The 19,465-nt window shown below is 35.6% G+C and carries 21 protein-coding genes; 11 read left to right on the forward strand and 10 right to left on the reverse strand.

Annotated features, from left to right (window positions below; genetic code table 11):
• Window positions 1-30: 30 nt before the first annotated feature.
• The 3 genes from HMPREF3270_RS03445 to HMPREF3270_RS03455 form a co-directional block, all read right to left on the reverse strand.
• Window positions 31-213, reverse strand: coding sequence for a hypothetical protein (locus HMPREF3270_RS03445; RefSeq protein ID WP_002479655.1), 183 nt, complete (start codon window positions 211-213; stop codon window positions 31-33).
• Entirely contained in the window at window positions 210-563 is a 354-nt protein-coding gene (locus HMPREF3270_RS03450; protein WP_070847922.1) for a hypothetical protein, read from the reverse strand. The genes HMPREF3270_RS03445 and HMPREF3270_RS03450 overlap by 4 nt, the downstream gene beginning before the upstream one ends.
• Before the next feature lie 68 nt (window positions 564-631).
• Window positions 632-1,474 carry a formate/nitrite transporter family protein gene (locus tag HMPREF3270_RS03455; protein WP_002479653.1) on the reverse strand — a complete coding sequence of 281 codons (843 nt, stop codon included), beginning with the start codon at window positions 1,472-1,474 and terminating at the stop codon, window positions 632-634.
• Between the two features lie 654 nt (window positions 1,475-2,128).
• Between HMPREF3270_RS03455 and HMPREF3270_RS03460 the strand changes: the two genes are divergently transcribed.
• A complete protein-coding gene (locus tag HMPREF3270_RS03460) occupies window positions 2,129-3,520 on the forward strand; it encodes an amino acid permease (RefSeq protein WP_002479652.1) in 1,392 nt (463 codons plus the stop codon).
• A 45-nt stretch (window positions 3,521-3,565) separates the two neighbouring features.
• Here the strand turns inward: HMPREF3270_RS03460 and HMPREF3270_RS03465 are convergent, their stop codons facing one another.
• Complete coding sequence (locus HMPREF3270_RS03465) at window positions 3,566-4,438, reverse strand: MurR/RpiR family transcriptional regulator (protein WP_002479651.1); 873 nt, start codon at window positions 4,436-4,438, stop codon at window positions 3,566-3,568.
• Window positions 4,439-4,736: 298 nt separating this feature from the next.
• Window positions 4,737-5,081, reverse strand: coding sequence for a hypothetical protein (locus tag HMPREF3270_RS03470; RefSeq protein ID WP_002479650.1), 345 nt, complete (start codon window positions 5,079-5,081; stop codon window positions 4,737-4,739).
• Between the two features lie 100 nt (window positions 5,082-5,181).
• Here HMPREF3270_RS03470 and HMPREF3270_RS03475 point away from each other — a divergent pair, with 100 nt between their 5' ends.
• Complete coding sequence (locus HMPREF3270_RS03475; protein WP_002479649.1) at window positions 5,182-5,898, forward strand: CPBP family intramembrane glutamic endopeptidase; 717 nt, start codon at window positions 5,182-5,184, stop codon at window positions 5,896-5,898.
• Between the two features lie 27 nt (window positions 5,899-5,925).
• Here HMPREF3270_RS03475 and HMPREF3270_RS03480 read toward each other — a convergent pair whose 3' ends face one another.
• Window positions 5,926-6,612 (reverse strand): helix-turn-helix transcriptional regulator, encoded by a 687-nt coding sequence (locus HMPREF3270_RS03480; protein WP_070847926.1) that lies wholly within the window; start codon window positions 6,610-6,612, stop codon window positions 5,926-5,928.
• Between the two features lie 399 nt (window positions 6,613-7,011).
• Between HMPREF3270_RS03480 and HMPREF3270_RS03485 the strand changes: the two genes are divergently transcribed.
• The 8 genes from HMPREF3270_RS03485 (at window position 7,012) to HMPREF3270_RS03520 (ending at window position 15,654) form a co-directional block, all read left to right on the forward strand.
• Window positions 7,012-7,821, forward strand: coding sequence for an inositol monophosphatase family protein (locus HMPREF3270_RS03485; protein WP_057509918.1), 810 nt, complete (start codon window positions 7,012-7,014; stop codon window positions 7,819-7,821).
• A 64-nt stretch (window positions 7,822-7,885) separates the two neighbouring features.
• Window positions 7,886-8,842, forward strand: a complete 957-nt coding sequence (locus HMPREF3270_RS03490; RefSeq protein ID WP_176746711.1) for an LCP family glycopolymer transferase — start codon at window positions 7,886-7,888, stop codon at window positions 8,840-8,842.
• Window positions 8,843-8,959: 117 nt separating this feature from the next.
• Window positions 8,960-9,262 (forward strand): hypothetical protein, encoded by a 303-nt coding sequence (locus HMPREF3270_RS03495; RefSeq protein ID WP_002479645.1) that lies wholly within the window; start codon window positions 8,960-8,962, stop codon window positions 9,260-9,262.
• A 561-nt stretch (window positions 9,263-9,823) separates the two neighbouring features.
• Window positions 9,824-12,781, forward strand: a complete 2,958-nt coding sequence (gene fdhF, locus HMPREF3270_RS03500; protein WP_002479644.1) for a formate dehydrogenase subunit alpha — start codon at window positions 9,824-9,826, stop codon at window positions 12,779-12,781.
• Complete coding sequence (locus HMPREF3270_RS03505) at window positions 12,774-13,244, forward strand: helical membrane plugin domain-containing protein (RefSeq protein WP_002479643.1); 471 nt, start codon at window positions 12,774-12,776, stop codon at window positions 13,242-13,244. The genes fdhF and HMPREF3270_RS03505 overlap by 8 nt, the downstream gene beginning before the upstream one ends.
• A gap of 124 nt (window positions 13,245-13,368) precedes the next feature.
• Window positions 13,369-13,620: a hypothetical protein gene (locus HMPREF3270_RS03510; protein ID WP_037556062.1), complete on the forward strand. Its 252-nt coding sequence runs from the start codon at window positions 13,369-13,371 to the stop codon at window positions 13,618-13,620.
• Between the two features lie 25 nt (window positions 13,621-13,645).
• Window positions 13,646-14,422 carry an N-acetylglucosaminidase gene (locus HMPREF3270_RS03515; protein ID WP_070847932.1) on the forward strand — a complete coding sequence of 259 codons (777 nt, stop codon included), beginning with the start codon at window positions 13,646-13,648 and terminating at the stop codon, window positions 14,420-14,422.
• 107 nt (window positions 14,423-14,529) lie between these two features.
• Window positions 14,530-15,654 carry an FAD-dependent monooxygenase gene (locus HMPREF3270_RS03520; RefSeq protein WP_057509915.1) on the forward strand — a complete coding sequence of 375 codons (1,125 nt, stop codon included), beginning with the start codon at window positions 14,530-14,532 and terminating at the stop codon, window positions 15,652-15,654.
• A 94-nt stretch (window positions 15,655-15,748) separates the two neighbouring features.
• Here the strand turns inward: HMPREF3270_RS03520 and HMPREF3270_RS03525 are convergent, their stop codons facing one another.
• The 4 genes from HMPREF3270_RS03525 to HMPREF3270_RS03540 form a co-directional block, all read right to left on the reverse strand.
• Window positions 15,749-16,717 carry a 2-hydroxyacid dehydrogenase family protein gene (locus tag HMPREF3270_RS03525; RefSeq protein WP_002479640.1) on the reverse strand — a complete coding sequence of 323 codons (969 nt, stop codon included), beginning with the start codon at window positions 16,715-16,717 and terminating at the stop codon, window positions 15,749-15,751.
• Window positions 16,718-16,804: 87 nt separating this feature from the next.
• Window positions 16,805-17,119 (reverse strand): DMT family transporter, encoded by a 315-nt coding sequence (locus tag HMPREF3270_RS03530; protein WP_002479639.1) that lies wholly within the window; start codon window positions 17,117-17,119, stop codon window positions 16,805-16,807.
• Window positions 17,119-17,451: a DMT family transporter gene (locus HMPREF3270_RS03535; RefSeq protein ID WP_002479638.1), complete on the reverse strand. Its 333-nt coding sequence runs from the start codon at window positions 17,449-17,451 to the stop codon at window positions 17,119-17,121. The genes HMPREF3270_RS03530 and HMPREF3270_RS03535 overlap by 1 nt, the downstream gene beginning before the upstream one ends.
• Before the next feature lie 121 nt (window positions 17,452-17,572).
• Window positions 17,573-17,953, reverse strand: coding sequence for a DUF4870 domain-containing protein (locus tag HMPREF3270_RS03540; protein WP_023015020.1), 381 nt, complete (start codon window positions 17,951-17,953; stop codon window positions 17,573-17,575).
• A gap of 431 nt (window positions 17,954-18,384) precedes the next feature.
• Here HMPREF3270_RS03540 and HMPREF3270_RS03545 point away from each other — a divergent pair, with 431 nt between their 5' ends.
• A complete protein-coding gene (locus HMPREF3270_RS03545; protein ID WP_070847935.1) occupies window positions 18,385-19,455 on the forward strand; it encodes an NAD/NADP-dependent octopine/nopaline dehydrogenase family protein in 1,071 nt (356 codons plus the stop codon).
• Window positions 19,456-19,465 lie beyond the last annotated feature (10 nt).

Here is a 19,465-nt window from a genome sequence, read left to right on the forward strand (position 1 = left end):
GGTCAATTAATGATTACTCTCCTACTCGATTTATTTCAACATATAAACTAGACCGACGATGACTAAGACTAATAAAATCGCGTCTACTCCAATCATTAATGCACGACGGTTTGCTTGTTCACCTTGTGCTTTCAAACGTTTGTACATGAGATAGTTTGGTACAAGGTTGATGATAAGGAGCACTATGATAATAATAATTAAGGTAAGCTTCACTCTGATTCTCCTTTATGATCCTTTGATAAATAATCCCAGAGAAAGGCAATGACAATACCAAGTACTAGGCCAAGGCCTACTCCAAGTTTCATATGATTTGTAAAGTGTCCGATAACAATACCGAGTATAACGGTAATCGGTAATACAATCCCGACTTTCATTTTTTTAGCTGGAGAAGTCAATGCGCTAAACAAAGCGACATAGCATACACCGAATACCGCAGCAGCAATTACCGACATAATTAAAGTATGTGTCAGCGATTCTTGACTGGCTGAGCGGTTTAAGAAAAAGAATAACGCACCAAATATAAATGTATATAATAGTCCGCGTAAAACTAATTGTTTAGACAATGTTGACGTCTCCTTTCAATTCAGTTCACTCAAATTATAACATAGTATATTGGTGCGTCGTATGCATATTAAAGCTCGTTCTTAAATTGTTTATGGTCATTCAAGTAAGCATAGAATAGACCGATGATTAATCCGCCGCCGATATAGTTACCGATGAATGCAGCTATGATATTGATGACTGCAGGCCAGAAGTGTAAAACATCTGATTGGTAAATAGCGCCGCCGATAAATAGACATGCGTTGTAAACAACGTGTTCGTAACCCATGAATGCGAAGATAGCAACCCCAAACATCATCACAAACATTTTTGCTAGAATGTCTTCAATTTGCATCGCAATAACTAATGAGATATTGATAAAGAAGTTGGCAAAAATTGCTTTAGCTAATATTTGAGTAAAGTCAGCTGTCATTGTTTTGTGATGTAGCAAGACTTCTAATTGTTTCATCATTTCTGGTGTAACGACATCACTGAAACGTAAGATAATAAAGAAGGCTAGGGCACCTAACATATTACCGATGAAACATAACATAAAGATTTGGAAAGCGCGCCATGGCGAAATAACTTTATAATATAAACCCACTGTGAAATACATAAAGTTACTTGTCAGGAGTTCTGAATTGGTAAAAAGAATCAGTACTAAGGCAAAGCTGAAGGCAACTGATCCGACGATGTTGATAATTCCTGTGTTGATTTCTCCTGTGTGTACTTCTTGTACAAAACCAGCTTTAATGGCTAATACAAAGACTGCAATAATACTGATAATAAAACCTGCCATCATGGCACGTAATAAATAGCGCTTAAAATAAGTCGCTTGTAAGACGTCTTTAGTTTGGATAGTTTTAACAACTTCTTTAACCCATTTACGTCCATAAAATACATTATCCCAACGGATATATTTTTCACTGTTCATTCCTAAAAAAACTCCTCGCTCTAGCAAAATGTTTAATATTAATTCAGGCTGAGAGGGTTATCTCATTTTCTGTAATGCATATAGTATAATCGCATTTCTTATTTTTGTGAATACTTTCACATAAACTTTTTTCATAAATATGACTGTCTCGTGAAAATTATTGAAATACTGCATTTGTATATAAAACAGTGATTGTGTCAAAAAGACAATTGTCTCTATGTACATGACAAAGAATCAGAAAATTATCAAAAGTACATTGCGCTTTTATAAAACTCCGTGCTATAATGTTCAAATAAAATGTATTTACTAAATGGACACTGTTCATTGTGTGTGTTTTAGGAATACAATATTTTATTTGAGTGCGAAATGCATTAAAATGCGCGATGACTGCTTTTGTTGTATTTTAGGAAAAAATAAATGAAAGCGCATACATAAAAGTGTAATTTTTATGTTTTCATCTAGAAATTTTATAGTATAATAGCCTCAATGGGCTTGAAAAGTTACAAATCGATAGCAAAAAGAAACATTGTTAAATTTTTCGCAATCTTTTAAATTTTAGTAAATTGGGACGCTGAAATAGAAAGAGAGAATGGGGCAGCTATCGATAACTTGTAATAGGGCCTGGAAATCATGAAAGAGAAGGGGTATTTTCTAATGGAAGAAACTCAATTACACAGGGGATTAAGTTCTAGACAGATTCAAATGATCGCACTCGGTGGTACCATCGGCGTTGGTTTATTTATGGGTGCGACAAGTACAATTAAATGGACAGGACCATCTGTTATTTTTGCTTATTTAATTGTTGGACTATTTTTATTTTTAGTAATGCGTGCAATGGGAGAAATGGTTTACTTACATCCTACTACAGGTTCATTTGCAAACTTCGCAAGTGACTATATTCATCCAGTAGCAGGATATTTAACAGCCTGGAGTAACATATTCCAGTGGGTTGTAGTTGGTATGAGTGAAGTTATCGCAGTCGGAGAATACATGAGATATTGGTTCCCAGAACTTCCAGATTGGATTCCTGGTGTTATCGTTATTGTATTATTAGCTTCAGCGAACTTAGTATCAGTTAAAGCGTTCGGTGAGTTTGAATTCTGGTTCGCGATGATCAAGATTGTCACTATTGTTTTAATGATTATTGCTGGTTTCGGATTGATTTTCTTCGGACTTGGTAACGGCGGAAATGCCATCGGTTTATCTAACTTATGGTCACACGGCGGTTTCCTTCCTAACGGTTGGCTTGGCTTCTTCTTTGCTTTATCAATCGTTGTAGGTTCTTATCAAGGTGTAGAATTAATCGGTATCACAGCAGGGGAAACTAAAAATCCTCAAAAGAATATTAAAAAAGCAGTTAACGGTGTTATCTGGCGTATTTTAATCTTCTATATCGGAGCTATCTTCGTTATTGTAACTGTTTATCCATGGGATCAACTTGGTACAATCGGTAGTCCATTCGTAGCAACATTCGCGAAAGTCGGTATTACAATTGCAGCTGGTTTAATCAACTTCGTAGTATTAACAGCCGCAATGTCAGGATGTAACTCAGGTATCTTCAGTGCGAGCCGTATGATTTATACATTGGCACAACACAAACAATTACCTAGATTCTTCTTGAAAGTAATGAAAAATGGTGTACCTGTGTACACAGTACTTGCGATTTCAATTGGTATCTTTATCGGTGTTATCTTAAACGTTATCTTACCTTTATTCATTAAAGGTGCAGACAGTATTTTCGTATATGTTTATAGTGCATCAATCTTACCTGGTATGATTCCTTGGTTTATGATTTTAATCAGTCATATCCGCTTCAGACGCCTTCATCCTGAAGAAGTCCAAGGTCATCCATTCAAAATGCCAGGCGGAGCACCAGCAAGTTATGCGACTATTATTTTCTTAATTATCGTATTAATCGGTATGTTGCTTAATAAAGAAACAGTTGTATCAGTTGTTATCGGATTCTTATTCTTAGGTTTCATGACAGCGTTCTACTTCATCAGAGGATACGACAAATTACCTTACAAAGATCAACATTTAGAATAATATAAGACAAATGAAAAAGAGTTGGGCGTTATGCTCAACTCTTTTTTAATGTTCAAATTTAATTTTAGAAAGATGTTTCTTATAGTTGTTTAAAGCCATTTTAGATTGCGTAATTGTATCTAACGCATTTGAAAAGTCCATAGACAAATAACGGTAATACAGCACATTGATAGTAAAGAGCTGGGCTGTCAGAGAAGTAGTAGCCGCCATACGAAACTCATTTTCTTCTGATTCGCTGTAAATCAAATCAATATCACTATAGCGTGTCATCGGATTATGATGTGTACCCATTAAGGTAATCAGGCACAAATGATAATCCGACGCAACACGTGCAATGGCTTCGAGTTCATTGTGTTCACCGCTATTAGAAATTAAGAATAATGTATCACGGGCGTCATGGGTTGCAATTAAACTGATTAACGCGTGTACACTTTCAACGCATTGTGCATTTAAACCAACCTTAGATAGTTTCTGTGTTAAATCTAATGCTGAAACAAAGGAAGCACCAAAGCCAAATAAGAAGATGGTACGTGAACGTTTCAACCTGATACAGACTTGTTCAATCTTCTGTTCATCAACTTCATCTGAAACTCTGCATAATGTTTGAGTGCTGCGTGACAACATTTTGCGTTTAATAGAATCAATCGATTCATTCGGTTGTAATTCAATAGGTTGGGGTTTTGTACGTTTGGAAAGGTATTTTGATACTTCCGTTTTTAATTCTTGAAAGCCGCCATCTGTTACTTTGTAACCGAAGCGGACGACCGAAGAAGGACTGGTATTGGTGCTGTTCGCTAAATCTAAAGTTGTCATATCAATGACTTTTTGTGGTCGTTTTAAAATAAAGTCTGCGATTTTTTTCTCGCTTTTAGTTAAAACATTATATTTTGTTTCTAGTTTAAATAGTATGTTTGTCATCATAATCACCTGCTCTATGAAAAAACAAAGCTGCTTTTTCATTTGTTTTGTAAATCATAGATAGCAGTAAACAGAACCCTTAGTTGCTACAGTTTACTTTGATTATTGTTTGTACGCCTATTAAAGCACGACTCAGACAAACCGACAGTCTCCCAATTATCAGTTCATCTTTATAATGGTTTCTAGTGTACTATAGGATGACAGCTAACACAATTGAGAATTTTAAAAACAACACTCACTAGTATTATCATACCTAACTGATAAAGATTTAAACGATTAACGTTAAAATATTAAAAAATTAGTCAATAATTGAGTGTGAGGTTAAAAGAAAAAGCAAGTGATGAATGGGTTTTTGCCACGTTTTGATCATCACATTTGTATTGCCAGTGTTAAGGATTACTAACGGCTGCAAGATTAATTTGGCTAATAAGTCACAGTAGCGTTGTGTAATAAAAGAAGGGTGTGTTTCAACTAAGCTTTGTGCTTTGTGATAATATGCTTGTAGATATGTTGTGATATCATTTGCAGTCTGTTCAGCAGGCTTCTGTTGATTTAAAGTTATATAGTGATGATAGGTGTCGCTTAAAGTAATCAAATGAATCAGTTGTGCGTAAATATCTGTTTCAATGGTTTGTTTTGTCATTACTAATCATTCCTTAAAAGATAAATTTAATTTGTGATTTGAAAGCCGATAACTTAAGATAAATGCATGAGAAGTTAAATTTTGTATAGAGGAGCATCTTATGGAGTTAAAAAATAATAAGCCAGCATGGAGAGATTTAACGTTAATTCCGATTGGTTTTGTTTTAATCTTTCTATTTACTTTTTTAGAAACGTTAATAGCAGCCAATTTTAATGTACCGATGACCGTTGAAACATTAATTCCAATTTCAGCTATAGGTCAAATCAATACATATATCGCACTTTTAATTATTTACTATTATTTTCACTATAGTGAAATGCCTATGAAATTGTCGTCAGGATGGCATTATGTTAAGAAACATTGGTTGTTCTTGTTAATTATGCTGCTGATCGCAATGGGAGGAGAAACACTCTACAATTATTTGGTTTCGTTCTTGCCTGAAAATTTACAGTATACAGAAACACAAAATGAACAGGAATTAGAATTATTGTTCAGAAATCCGGCATTTTTACCTTTCACATTTATTTTTGTAGTAATTATAGGTCCTGTTGTTGAAGAATTATTCTTCCGTACCATTTTGATTGGAGAGTTAGGGAAGAAGTTGAATTATATTGTCATGGCGATTATTTCGGTTATCGGCTTTGCGTTGATTCATGTCACAGGAGCCGAATCTCCATTTGAAATCGGGTCCTATTTAATTATGGCAATTGTTATTGTTTATGTATATTTCAAATCAGGTAAAAATACTGCAGCTACTATCGCAATTCACATCGCGAATAATTTCGTTTCTTTTATCATCACAATTTTATATCTATAATAAAAAAATCCAACTGAGGTGTATCCCTTAGTTGGATTTTAAAAATTGTTGATAATTATAGATAGTAATATCGTGAGTCTTTAATGTTTTATGGAATGAATAAGAGATGTCTTGAATCGCTTGAATCGGTATTTCTTTTGTATGTCCATGACCAATATCGAAAATAACGACACGCCATTCAGCTTTGCGACATATCAATCCGATAAAGATGACATTTTCAGTATAGGTCTCACTTTCCAAATCATATTCGACTAACATCACATTACGCTCTGCGCAATAAATTAATAAGTCTGAAAAGATTTGCGGTATTGTCTCGTTTGGGTTAGATTCAAATTTAATGTAGCGATCCATGCGTTTTAACAAACGTCTGATATGTGTTGCTGGCTGATTGAGACATTTCTTGATAATTTGTGCAATTTCTTTTTTATAAGGTAAACTAGAATAAGATTGACTCTCGTTTAATGTCATAAATAAAGCTAGCATTTGTGCTTCGTTTAATTCGAGTTGAATCGGTGCAGGATGGCTTTGAATCTGGTATCCGCCGAGCATGCCTTGTTTTGCGATAATTTGGACACCTTGTTTTTCAAGATCTTGGATATCTCTTAATATCGTACGCTTTGAAACTTTAAGTGTTTTCGCAAGTTGTGCTGCAGTGAGTTGATGGTTGGTTTCAATTGCCTGAACAAGTTTATTTTGACGTTCTATTTTATTCAATTAAGCCACCTCCGATATATTACATATTACAATCATTATATCATATCTCTTAAAATTTGATGTTTTTAGGTAATGTACTTGTAGAAAAAATTAAAAAAAGTCGAAAAAATTTCAAGTAAACGCTTACATTTTATAAAATTATGTGCTAAACTATCATTAGTAACTAGGAGATAGCACTTAGTGAACAAAGGGGTAATGATAAATCATGTCGTGTGATTTATTAGAACGTGCGAATCACTAGTTAATTAACATCTTCAATATTATTACTTACTTTCCTTTCTATGCCGACTAGTTAAGCTAGTCGGTTTTTTTATTGATTATAAAGTCGTTAACAGTTCATTTGTGTTCCATGCTAGAATGAAAACATACATAAGAAAAATAAAGGATGAGGTGTGTAATTTGAATCGTAATCAACTGCTTCAATTAGACCAAGCAATCAGACACTGGTTGAAAGGGTTGGATGATATTATTCCTAAACTGATTGCGGATATGCATACAGAAACAAAAGCAAATCAGTTTGATTTAGTAACCAATGTAGATCAAATGATTCAAGATCAATTTGACGCATTTTTAAAAGAACATTACCCAAGTCATGAACTTTTCGCTGAAGAAAAAAATAATGATTTAGTAGATGCGAAACATGGCGATGTTTGGATAATGGATCCGATTGACGGTACTGCGAATTTAGTAAAACAAAAAACAGATTATTGTATTATCTTAAGCTATTTCTCTGAAGGTCAACCGATGCTTGCTTACATTTATGATTATCCGCACCATACACTTTATAAAGCCATCAGAGATGAAGGTGCATTTGAAAATGAAGTACGTATGCCTAAGGTTCCTTCTTTAGATATCAGTGAAATGATTCTGTCGTATAATCCATATGTTTTAAATGATCATACACAAGCAGATTTAAAAGCGGCAGCATTCAGTTATCGATTAATCGGGGCTTGCGGATTAGATTCTTTACGCGTGATGAAAGGTCAATTCGGAGCACACATTAATACAAATGCGAAACCGTGGGATATTTCTGCACAGTTTTTATTTGCGAAAGAACTTGATTTGAAAATGACGAATCTTGATAATGAACCAATTGATTTTGCGGTTGGCGGACCGTTTATTATTAGTAATAAAGGGTGTCATGAAGCGGTCCTTGAAATATTAAATCAAAAAGGCGGTTATCAAGTTAATAAAATAACTAAGACTTAAGCACCATGTTAGTTAAAATCAACTATAATATAATGGATTGAAATGAAAGATGAGGAGTGGTTGGGTGAAGAGAACAGATAAACCTGGTCGTAAAATGGGACTTGTACCAAAAATATTATTATGGGCATTTGGAATTTTAGTAATACTTGCGCTTATTGCAGCAATCTACTTAGCAATTAAGATTTTTGCGGTTGGCGGAAAGATTCATAACCCTCTAGACAGAGACAAATCAGAATTACGAAAAGAAAAAGTAGATTTAAACAAAGGTGATCCATTCACAATTGCTTTATTTGGTGTGGATAGTAATGAAAAACGTCAAAGTGAAGGGGACGGACAACGTTCTGACTCAATCATGGTGTTATCTATTAATCCAGATAAAAAGACAACTGAAATTGTCAGTATCCCACGTGATACACAAGCTGAAATTGTCGGGCATGATTCAGTAGAGAAAATTAATCATGCTTATGCGTATGGTGGTCCGGATATGGCTGTGAAATCACTTGAGAAATTGTTGGATGTACCGATTGATCATTATGCGACAGTTGATATGGATGGCATCAAAGGTATGGTCGATGAAATCGGCGGTGTAGATGTTATCAGTAATGCGACATTTAGTTATAGTGGTTACAGCTTTGTGAAAGGCGAAAAAACACATTTAGATGGTGACAAAGCTTTAGCGTTTATCCGTTCACGTAAAGAAGAAGGTGCAGGCGGTGACTTCGGTCGTCAAGAGCGTCAACAATTAGTGTTACGTGGTATTGCGAATGAATTAACAAGTGTGAAGTCACTAACGAACTTTAATGGTGTGACGGATCAAATCAAAGAGAATGTTACAACTGACCTATCTCTAGGTGAATTAAATACAGTCCGTTCTAAATATCAAAAAGCAAATGAAAATATGAACCGTTTAGAACTACAAGGCGGTGGAGGTATTCAAAGTGATGGCGTTTATTACTTTGTACCTGATGAAAGTTCATTGAATAACGTTTCAAATGCGCTAAGACAAAATTTAGAATTATAAATGAAATGCCGAGGCAGGGTTAATCTTTGTCTTGGTATTATTTTACCCTAAAATTTAAAATTGTATATAAATAAAATACATGTTTTGGGGTAATGATAAACAGAGGGGGAATTTTTTATGACAAATAATAATAAAGATCAAAATAAAGTAGATGAAAAAGAAGTACAAGATGTATCTGAAATGGTTGATGAAGGCGGCTTAGGTGCAGATAATTATTATGGCATCAATGAATTCCAACCGAATGGCAACACTGTAGAAGTTGGAATTGATCAATTCAAATTGAAAGTCAGCGAATATAATGATGCTGATTTAGTCAATTCATTAATTGCACATGCAGATGCAAACCATAATGAAGAAAAATTTGATGAAGCTATCAATATTATTAAACAAGAAGTATTAGGTAGATTACACGATAAGTAAGCAAAATACCGGCATGTGATATGTCGGTATTTTTTAAAAGAAAGTTTAAACTAATTCGTCTATGAAATAGAGTAATACATTATGTTAAATCCTTTAAATCGGCACCAAAAAAAGAGATTCATGAATAAAAAGTTTAATATGTCAACTTTAGAGAGAATATATAAGTATGGGACTTAACATTTAACTTTAAAAGTAATAGAATTAGTAATAAGACTATTTTTTATTGCGTGGGGCAAAAAAAGACTAGTCTTCAATATTTACGGAATATATAAAATAAATAGAGGTTTAGGAAATGAGTTGAATCTTTAGAGGCTGAATGTTTCTAAAGGAAGTGAGATGCAACCGCAAACTTCGTTGCATTGTTCATCTAAAGATTGCTTAATTTCAATAGATATTAATGTTGATACATACATTCGTATCTGTGACGTAAGCGTGACATCGGGGATTTCATGCGACTCTTATACTGTTCTTTTGACCCTCATCAATCAGAATGCAGTATACCTGTCGGTATGTCATCAGCTTAAACACATTTGCAAGACCTCAGAATATAGGGGTGATTACATGCAAGAACATCTTGTCCTTACATTAGACGGGAAAGACTATCTTGTGGAACCAGGTACGAATCTTCTCCAGTTTATTAAATCTAGAGATACATTTGTGCCGTCAATCTGTTATAACGAATCATTAGGGCCGATTGAAACTTGTGATACATGTGCAGTAGAAATCGACGGAAAGATTGCACGTGCATGCGGCACAACAATTGATCGACCAATGGTCGTTAATACGACAAACAGCGATGTTAAAGCATCTCAAAAAGAAGCTTTAGATCGTATTTTAGAAAAGCACATTCTGTATTGTACAGTATGTGACTACAACAACGGTGATTGTGAAATCCATAATACAATGGATGAATTCGGTGTTCAGGAACAATCATATGAATATAAAGACAAAGGTTACGAGAAAGACTTCGGTCCTTTCTATCGTTATGACCCAAGTCAATGTATTCTTTGCGGTCGTTGTGTAGAAGTTTGTCAAGACGTTCAAGTCAATGAAACATTATCAATCGACTGGGAACGTGAACAACCACGTGTTATCTGGGATAACGACGTATCAATCAACGAATCATCATGTGTATCTTGCGGACAATGTGCGACTGTATGTCCATGTAACGCAATGATGGAAAACCACATGGTGGGTGAAGCAGGTTACATGACTGATACTGAACCAGGTACATTAGCAGACATGATTGACTTAACTAAGAAAGCAGAACCAGGTTATGGTCCATTATTCGCAATTTCAGATTCAGAATCTGCATTACGCGAAGAACGTATTGAGAAAACGAAAACAGTATGTACATACTGTGGTGTGGGATGCTCATTTGATGTATGGACGAAAGACCGTGAAATTCTTAAAGTTCAACCGCAACATGATTCACCAGCTAACCGTATTTCATCTTGTGTGAAAGGTAAATTCGGTTGGGACTTCGTCAACTCTGAAGAACGTTTAACGAAACCTTTAGTACGTAAAGGTGACGAATTCGTTGAAGTAGAGTGGGAAGAAGCATTGAACGTAATTAGCGAAAACTTCTTACGTATCAAAGAAGCTAAAGGTTCAGATGCATTATCATTCATTGCATCATCTAAAGGTACAATTGAAGAATCTTACTTGATGCAAAAATTAGCACGTCAAATGGGTACAAATAACGTCGATAACTGTTCACGTTATTGTCAAGCACCCGCAACGAAAGGTTTATTCAGAACTGTCGGTCACGGTGGTGACTCAGGTTCAGCGGATGATTTAATGAAAGCAGGCATGGTGGTATTAGTAGGTACAAACACTGCTGAAGCTCACCCAGTTATTGCTTCTAAAATCAAACGTGGACATAAATTATTCGGTAACAAACTTCATGTATTCGACATTCGTCGTCATGAAATGGCTGAACGTGCAGACAAATTCTATCAACCAAAACCAGGTACTGACTTGGCATGGTTAGCTGCAGTTACGAAATACATTATCGATAACGACCTTCACGATAAAGCATTTATCGATGAGTGGGTAGATCACTTCGATGAGTACTACAAATCATTAGCACCATTCACATTAGAATTTGCGGAAGAAACAACAGGTATTCCTAAAGATGACTTGATTCACTTCGCACATGAAATGGTTGATTCTAATGGCGTATGTATCGCTTGGGCGATGGGTGTTACTCAACAAGACATCGGTAGTGATACAAGTACTGCAATCTCTAACTTGTTATTAGTAACAGGTAACTATAGAAGAGAAGGTACAGGTGCTTATCCATTACGTGGTCACAACAACGTACAAGGTTGTAGTGATGGCGGTAGTATGCCGGATAAATTCCCTGGTTACCAAGATGTAACTGACGATGAAGTACGTGCGAAATTCGAAAAAGCATGGGGTATGGAATTACCAGCTATTGCTGGACGTGATAACCATCAAATGATGGAAGGCATCCATAACGATGAAATCGACGCAATGTACATCTATGGTGAAGACACTGGTATCGTAGATGCAAACATCAACTTTGTACAAGCAGCGCTTGAAAAAGTCGACTTCTTAGTCGTTCAAGATGCATTCTTGACACAAACAGCACGTTTCGCAAACGTTGTTTTACCAGCTAGTCCTTCACTTGAAAAAGAAGGTACTTTCGCAAATACAGAACGTCGTATTCAACGTTTATATCAAGCAATGAAACCATTAGGCGACTCAAAACCTGACTGGGAAATCATTCAATTGATCGCAAACAAAGTTGGATTAGACTGGAACTACTCACATCCAAGTGAAATCATGGATGAAATGGCAAGCTTAACACCATTATTCGCTGGTGTAAGATATGACCGTTTAGAAGGTTACAATTCATTACAATGGCCTGTACATGAAGATGGAACAGATGAACCTACTTTATACTTAGACGGGTTCAACTTCCCTAATAAACGTGCCAAATTATATCCATTAACATTCGACAACTTCTTCAAAGAAGATGAAGAATATGATATCCATGTTAACAATGGTCGTATCCTAGAACACTTCCATGAAGGTAATATGACTTACCAAGTGCCTGGTATCAAATACAAAGTGCCGAATGTTTACGTTGAAATCTCACCAGAACTTGCGGAAGACCGCGGTATTCATGAAGGTGCAGATGTTAGATTAGTTTCTTCAACAGGTCAAGTTGAATTAGTTGTTCACATTACTGACCGTGTTAAAGGTAAAGAAATCTATATTCCGATGAATAATAACGCTGACGAAGATGGTACTGCAGGTGCAGTCAATATGCTGACAAACAGTGACGTTGACAAAGACACAGATACACCATCTTACAAACGTACATCAGCACGTATGGAAGTTATTACACGTAGAGGTAAGTCACCACTTAACCCTTCTAACTTCCGTGTGAATACAGAACGTAACCCGCAATACAGTGTTCAAGTTCAGAAAAAATGGGCACGTCCAGACTACGTGTTCCCAGGAAATCAGGTGAGACACGATGGCTGAAAACATTAGAAAAATCAAACGTATGGAAATTTCACATGAAGAGCAAAAAGCGAAAGATCTTGCAGAGGTTACTGATGCCATTTCAGAAAACAAAGATGTCATCATCAAAGCGATCCGTTTAATGCGTGTCTTAGATGATGCGAAAATCTTAGACGCTGGTATCGGCGCAGTTGAAAAACGTGGCTTCATTACAAACAAGATCACAAAAGAGTTGAATAAAGAGCAATATACTGGCTTATTAAACAACTTAGCACCACTTGTATTCATGCTTGGTAAAGTGGATGTAGCAGGTACAGAAGAAATGTTGCTTAAGTTGAACAAAGGACTTAAAAATGCGAATGCTGCAAGTCCAAATCAACGTACAACAATTTCTAGCTTAGTCGGCTTATTGAAAGACGATGAAGCAAACAGAAGTATTACGTATTTCGTAAACTTATTAAAAGGAATGTCACGCGAAGATTAAGCGTCATTCTATAAGAGCTGTTCTTTTTAGAACGGCTCTTTTTTTACATACAGAATCTATCTGCCGACGCTGTCAGAAATATGATAAACTTTAATAGAATTTAGATGTAGATGATAGAAAGAAGGTGTTGACGATTAACCCGAACATATTAAAAGCTTTAGCACTGATTTCAAATTTATTTGTCGTGCTTGGTTTTATTTTTTTGATTATGATGAAAGCCGTGCTTGCGATTACCATGTTTGCGATCGGTTTAATTATCAGTTTAATGATGTTTAATGTTTTATTCCGTGACAGAACAGGAATGAAGATAATTATCAATCTCTCTTTTACAATTGTGATGATTGTGATCATTGCAGCATACTTTATGTTGAAATAGAAAAAATACATGAGGAGTTCGCATAATGAATCGTAAAGTAAAAACGCGTATTTTCAGGCTGTTTGTCGGCTTAATTCTTTTAACTTTTATTATTCTATTTATCATTAATGAAACGAATTGGTTCAGCAATGATAAGAATTATACATTTGATGAAGCTGTTCAACTTCAAACTTCAAAAGGTGTATTGAATACGAAAGAAAACAATGGTCAATTTGTGAATGCATCTAAAGCAGATGTTGAACAAGCTATGGCAATTAAAAGACAGAATCATAATATCAGTTATATGGATATTTCAGAGCCTGTCTCAATGGATGAAAAAGAAGTGAATCAATTATTAAAAGGCAAAGGCGTGCTTGAAAATAAAGGGGACGCATTTTTAAAGGCACAAGATAAATATGATGTGAATGTTATTTATCTCGTCAGCCATGCATTAGTAGAAACAGGACATGGACGTTCTGAATTATCGAAAGGCATTAAGTTTAAAGGAAAAACATATTATAATTTTTATGGAATCGGTGCGTTTGATGAAGACGCAATGAAGCATGGCCATAGTTATGCGAAAAAGCAGAAGTGGACGTCACCAGAACGTGCAATTATGGGCGGTGCACGTTTTGTACGAGAAGACTTCTTCGATAAAGGACAAATTTCACTTTATCAAATGCGTTGGAATCCTAGCAATCCTGGTCAGCATCAATATGCGAGTGACATCGGTTGGGATCAAAATATTGCAGGTATGATGGATACGTATTATCAAAAATATGGTATTAAAAAAGATGATATTCGTAAAAACTTCTATAAATAACCAAAGAGGGCAGCAGCCCTCTTTTTTAAGCTATCCGGCTAGATACATAGGAAATAGGGAATATGATAGAATAAATAGGAAGTGTTAAAAAGAGGTGGATTATTGAGATGAAAATAGCAATTGTCGGCGGCGGCATTGGCGGACTCACCGCAGCTGCCTTATTACATGAACAAGATCACGAAATACATGTATTTGAACAACAAGATGAAATCAAAGAAATCGGTGCAGGTATCGGCATCGGTGGTAATGTATTAGACAAACTCGGCAATCATGATATGGCAAAAGGAATTAAAAATGCAGGACAAGTCATCAAAGAAATGGAAATTTTAGATGACAAAGGACATGTATTAAATAAAGCAGTGATGAAAAAAGGAACAGTTAATTTAACACTGCCAAGACAAGCTTTATTAGATGTTATCGCATCTTATGTTCCAAAAGAATTAATCCATACAGGAACTAAAATCGTGAAACTCGTACAAAACAGTTCGAAAGTTACTTTAACAACTGCACAAGGTGATACACATTACTTTGATTTATGTATCGGTGCAGATGGCGTACATTCAATTATTCGCGGACAAGTAAACCCTAAAGCCACTGTTAACTACCAAGGCTATACATGCTTCAGAGGAATGGTCGACGATGTAACTTTGAATGATCCGCATACAGCGAAAGAGTTTTGGGGTGCTAAAGGTCGTGTAGGGATTGTACCGATGTTAAATAACCAAGCGTATTGGTTTATTGCGGTTAATGCAAAAGAAAACGATCCTAAATTTAAAGAATTCACGAAACCTTATATTCAAGCATATTACAATAACTATCCAAATGAGGTCAGACGTATTCTAGACCAACAAAGTGAAACGGGTATTTTACACCATAATATTTACGATTTAACACCGCTTCAATCCTTCGTCTATGGTCGCACATTATTACTAGGTGATGCAGCTCATGCGACAACACCGAATATGGGACAAGGTGCAGGACAAGCGATGGAAGATGCGATTGTGTTAGCAAATTGCTTAAATACTTATGATTTCAGAGAAGCTTTAGCACGTTATGATGCGTTACGTGTGAAACATACTGCAAAAGTGATTAAACGTTCTCGCAGTATCGGTAAAAAAGCACAATATCAAAATGGCTTGATGATTGGCTTGCGCAACTTTGTGTTGAAACGCACACCGTCTAAATTGATTTCAAATCAAGCGAAATTCTTATACAAAACGAAATCTGTATAAACAACCAACATCGTTTAAAACGATAAAATAAAGAAATAAAAAAATGAGGTCTGGGATATTTTCCCAGGCCTCATTTTACTTAAGTGTAAATATCTTATTTAACGTTATTTACAACATATTGTGGTGCTTTGTTGTCTTTTAAGACATCTACTGTGTTATTTGCGACAATTTCAGCCATACCGTCACGTGCTTCAAATGTAGCGTTACCGATATGCGGCGTAATCACGACATTATCTAGTGATTTCAAGTCTTCAGTGATTTTCGGTTCGAATTCATAAACGTCTAACGCTGCACCTTCGATGACTTTGTCTTTCAATGCATCAGCAAGTGCTTGTTCGTTTACAATCGGACCACGCGCAGCATTAACTAAATAAGCTGTCGGTTTCATTTGTTTGAATTGTTCTGTATCGAACAAGTGGTGCAATTCTGGTTTGTAAGCAGCGTTGATTGTGATAAAGTCTGATTCTTTTAATAATGTGTCAAAATCAACGTATTTCGCACCTAATTCTTTTTCTTTATCTTCTTTACGATGTGGACCTGTATAAAGGATATCCATATCGAATGCTTTCGCACGTTTAGCGACTGCATAACCGATATTACCTAAACCGAAGATACCGATAGTTTTACCTGATACTTCACGTCCTCTGAAGAATAATGGTGCCCAACCATCGAATCCTTTCGTACGTGATAACTGATCACCTTCAGCAATACGACGTGCCACTGCAAGAACTAACGCAAATGTTAATTCTGCTGTTGAGCGTGTTGAAACGCCAGGTGTGTTTGTCACATAGATGCCTTTAGATTCAGCATATTCAATATCTACATTATTAAAGCCGGCACCGTAGTTTGCGATCACTTTTAAGTTTTCGCCTGCTGCGATGACGTCTTTATCTACGTTTGTAGATAAAATACTGATTAATGCATCCGCATCTTTCACGCCATTTTTTAATGTTTCTTGATCCACAACTCCTGGACCATCGTACATATCGACTTCGATATTATTCTTTTCTAGAATATCAAGTCCTACTTGTGGGATAGGGCCTGCAATATAGACCTTAGCCATACAAAACACTCCCTTTCTTAGTTTATATATCAATTATATTAAAAGGAAGAAGGAGAAACAATGAATACACCGTAAGCGTATGCATGACTATGAAATGAGTTTTAACCCAACAGAAGAAACGACAATTAAGCCGATACAAAGAATACGCCAGATATTTTTGGATTCATTATAAAATATCATACTGATAATTGCACCGCCGCCAGTTCCAATACCTGTCCAAATCGCATAAGCCGTTCCCATCGGGATGGAATTCATAGCGAGTGATAAAATACTGAAACTGAAGATAAAGGCGATACCTAATAACACAATATAAAATTTCTTGCCTGTTCGATTCAATTCATTTAAAAGAATCACGCCAAGAATTTCAAAACAGCCTGCGATAAATAAATATAACCATGCCATCAGTGTGAGCCCTCGCTTTCTGTTTCATCTGTTGATAGTTTCAGTCCAAGAATACCAATCAATAATAAGATGATGAAAAAGAGTTTGGTAAAGCTAAAGGGGTCGCCATAGACCACCATATCTAAAATAATGGTGCCCACTGTACCGATACCTACGAAAATCGCATAAGCCGTTCCCACAGGCAATGATTTACAAGCATTGATTACTAATGCGAAACTGATCGCAATCATAATTAAAGTCAGTCCCCAACTGAGCACTGAATCTGCATTTTTAATACAATTGACCCAAATAATTTCTACTAAGCCAGCTAAAATGACTTTAAACCAGCGCATACACACGCCTCCTTCTTCTTAATTCAGCACTGTCTATTTTCTCAAATTACACACAGAGAAACAATGAATGTGTTTATGAAAAAAGCATCAAAAAAACACACAACGCTGTGGTTGTGTGTGATTAGTTGAAGAAGCGGATAGATAGCGGGATTAGGTATTCCTCGCCATTATATGCTTTGACAGCCGCTATGACTGAGAATACAATGCTCAATATACCGAGAACCGGTAATATTATCATACCAATTAATACGATGCATAAAACTAATGCTACAATCGTCCATATCGTATAAGAAATAACGAAATTAAAATAGTTTTTAGCTGTCTTATTTACAAAATAAGATTCACTGCCTTTGGTTAACCAAATAATTAAGGGTCCGATAATAGTTGTAAAAAAGCTGAGTATATAAATTAAACACGCGAATAAACGTGCATCTTCTGTTGGAAATTGTTGATAGACTTCAGTGTGCTCGGTGACTTGTTCAGGTGAATGTTCCTTAGTCATAGCGCTCCTCCGATATTTAAGATTACTTTAAATATAGCAATAATTGAGTTTAAATGAAACACAATCGGAAAAACTTCAATATTTTTTACCATTTTGGACACCTAACAATAACAATAAATAAAGAGAAGTAGGGTATGAAATATATAGACGTTATTGTTAATAAGTAGCTAACAAATTTTTATTTTATTATTTGTCTAATCATGTTACGATAACTATAATACACTATTTGATGGTCGCAGAAAGCTGTAACTGTGCGTGTTCTAGCATACACAAGTCTCACAAGTTTTCTGTTTTATTTTTCTTTAAGACGGTTAAATAGAATAAATAATATTTTCACACTTCGAGAGACCGTACATCACTTTATTTCTAGCAATAAAGCTATTGTACGGTCTCTCATAATCATGACTAAACAAAGAAAGAAGGTATGAAGCATGAAAATAGCAATTATTGGTTCAGGTAACGGTGCTGTCACAGCAGCCGTTGATATGACAAGCAAGGGCCACGATGTCAAATTGTATTGCCGTAACGCTTCTATCGAAAAGTTCGATAAAGCGATTGAACAAGGCGGTTTCCACTTCAATAATGAAGGTGAAGAAAGCTTTGTGAAATTTACACAAGTCAGCGATGACATCGAAGAGGTTATACAAGATGCAGAAATTATTCAAATGATTATTCCATCAACATTTATTGAATATTATGCACGTATTATGGCGCCGTTCGTTAAGGATGAACAAATTATATTCTTCAACATGGCAGCTGCTATGGGTTCAGCACGATTCCTTAACATATTAGAAGATGAATATATCGATGTATGCCCACGTTTTTGTGAAGCAAACACATTAACGTATGGTACGCGTGTTGACTTTGAAGAGGGTATTGTTGATCTATCTTTAAATGTACGTAAAGTCTATTTCACTTCTTATATTCAAGAACATTTAAGTGAAGACTTTGAAATTGTTGAAAAGATTTATCCTCAAATTATTAAAGAAGAAAACTTATGGAAAACAAACTTAGAAAATGGTAACCCAGAAGTGCACCCAGGACCTACTTTATTAAACGTTGGACGTATTGATTACTCTGGAGACTTCTCATTATATAAAGAAGGGATTACTAAACATACGGTTCGTTTACTGCATGCGGTAGAGCTTGAGCGTCTGTCACTTGGCCGTCGTTTAGGATTCGAACTGCAAACAGCAAAAGAAGCACGTATTCAACGTGGTTATTTAGAAAGAGATCGTGAAGATGAACCGTTAAATCGTCTGTTTAACGAAAGTCCTGTTTTCTCACAAATTCCAGGGCCAAATCACGTGAAGAATCGTTATTTAACTGAAGATATTGCATTCGGTTTAGTCTTATGGTCTAGCTTAGGGCGTGAAATTGGGGTAGAAACGCCGAATATTGATGCGATTATCGTCATAGCTTCTACAATTTTAGAACGTGATTTCTTTGAAGAGGGTCTGACAATCGACGAGTTAGGCAGAGATAAAGTTGGATTAGATTAACAATTAAATA

This window comes from Staphylococcus sp. HMSC65H10 (assembly GCF_001839185.1).
Taxonomy (GTDB): domain Bacteria; phylum Bacillota; class Bacilli; order Staphylococcales; family Staphylococcaceae; genus Staphylococcus; species Staphylococcus simulans.

What these genes read in the sequence shown, in the direction of transcription:
- HMPREF3270_RS03455 (WP_002479653.1), bottom strand. Translation starts at nt 1,474, where the DNA reads ATGAACAGTGAAAAATATATCCGTTGGGATAATGTATTTTATGGACGT.
- HMPREF3270_RS03460 (WP_002479652.1), top strand. Translation starts at nt 2,129, where the DNA reads ATGGAAGAAACTCAATTACACAGGGGATTAAGTTCTAGACAGATTCAA.
- HMPREF3270_RS03465 (WP_002479651.1), bottom strand. Translation starts at nt 4,438, where the DNA reads ATGACAAACATACTATTTAAACTAGAAACAAAATATAATGTTTTAACT.
- HMPREF3270_RS03470 (WP_002479650.1), bottom strand. Translation starts at nt 5,081, where the DNA reads ATGACAAAACAAACCATTGAAACAGATATTTACGCACAACTGATTCAT.
- HMPREF3270_RS03475 (WP_002479649.1), top strand. Translation starts at nt 5,182, where the DNA reads ATGGAGTTAAAAAATAATAAGCCAGCATGGAGAGATTTAACGTTAATT.
- HMPREF3270_RS03495 (WP_002479645.1), top strand. Translation starts at nt 8,960, where the DNA reads ATGACAAATAATAATAAAGATCAAAATAAAGTAGATGAAAAAGAAGTA.
- fdhF (WP_002479644.1), top strand. Translation starts at nt 9,824, where the DNA reads ATGCAAGAACATCTTGTCCTTACATTAGACGGGAAAGACTATCTTGTG.
- HMPREF3270_RS03505 (WP_002479643.1), top strand. Translation starts at nt 12,774, where the DNA reads ATGGCTGAAAACATTAGAAAAATCAAACGTATGGAAATTTCACATGAA.
- HMPREF3270_RS03515 (WP_070847932.1), top strand. Translation starts at nt 13,646, where the DNA reads ATGAATCGTAAAGTAAAAACGCGTATTTTCAGGCTGTTTGTCGGCTTA.
- HMPREF3270_RS03520 (WP_057509915.1), top strand. Translation starts at nt 14,530, where the DNA reads ATGAAAATAGCAATTGTCGGCGGCGGCATTGGCGGACTCACCGCAGCT.
- HMPREF3270_RS03525 (WP_002479640.1), bottom strand. Translation starts at nt 16,717, where the DNA reads ATGGCTAAGGTCTATATTGCAGGCCCTATCCCACAAGTAGGACTTGAT.
- HMPREF3270_RS03530 (WP_002479639.1), bottom strand. Translation starts at nt 17,119, where the DNA reads ATGGCATGGTTATATTTATTTATCGCAGGCTGTTTTGAAATTCTTGGC.
- HMPREF3270_RS03535 (WP_002479638.1), bottom strand. Translation starts at nt 17,451, where the DNA reads ATGCGCTGGTTTAAAGTCATTTTAGCTGGCTTAGTAGAAATTATTTGG.
- HMPREF3270_RS03540 (WP_023015020.1), bottom strand. Translation starts at nt 17,953, where the DNA reads ATGACTAAGGAACATTCACCTGAACAAGTCACCGAGCACACTGAAGTC.
- HMPREF3270_RS03545 (WP_070847935.1), top strand. Translation starts at nt 18,385, where the DNA reads ATGAAAATAGCAATTATTGGTTCAGGTAACGGTGCTGTCACAGCAGCC.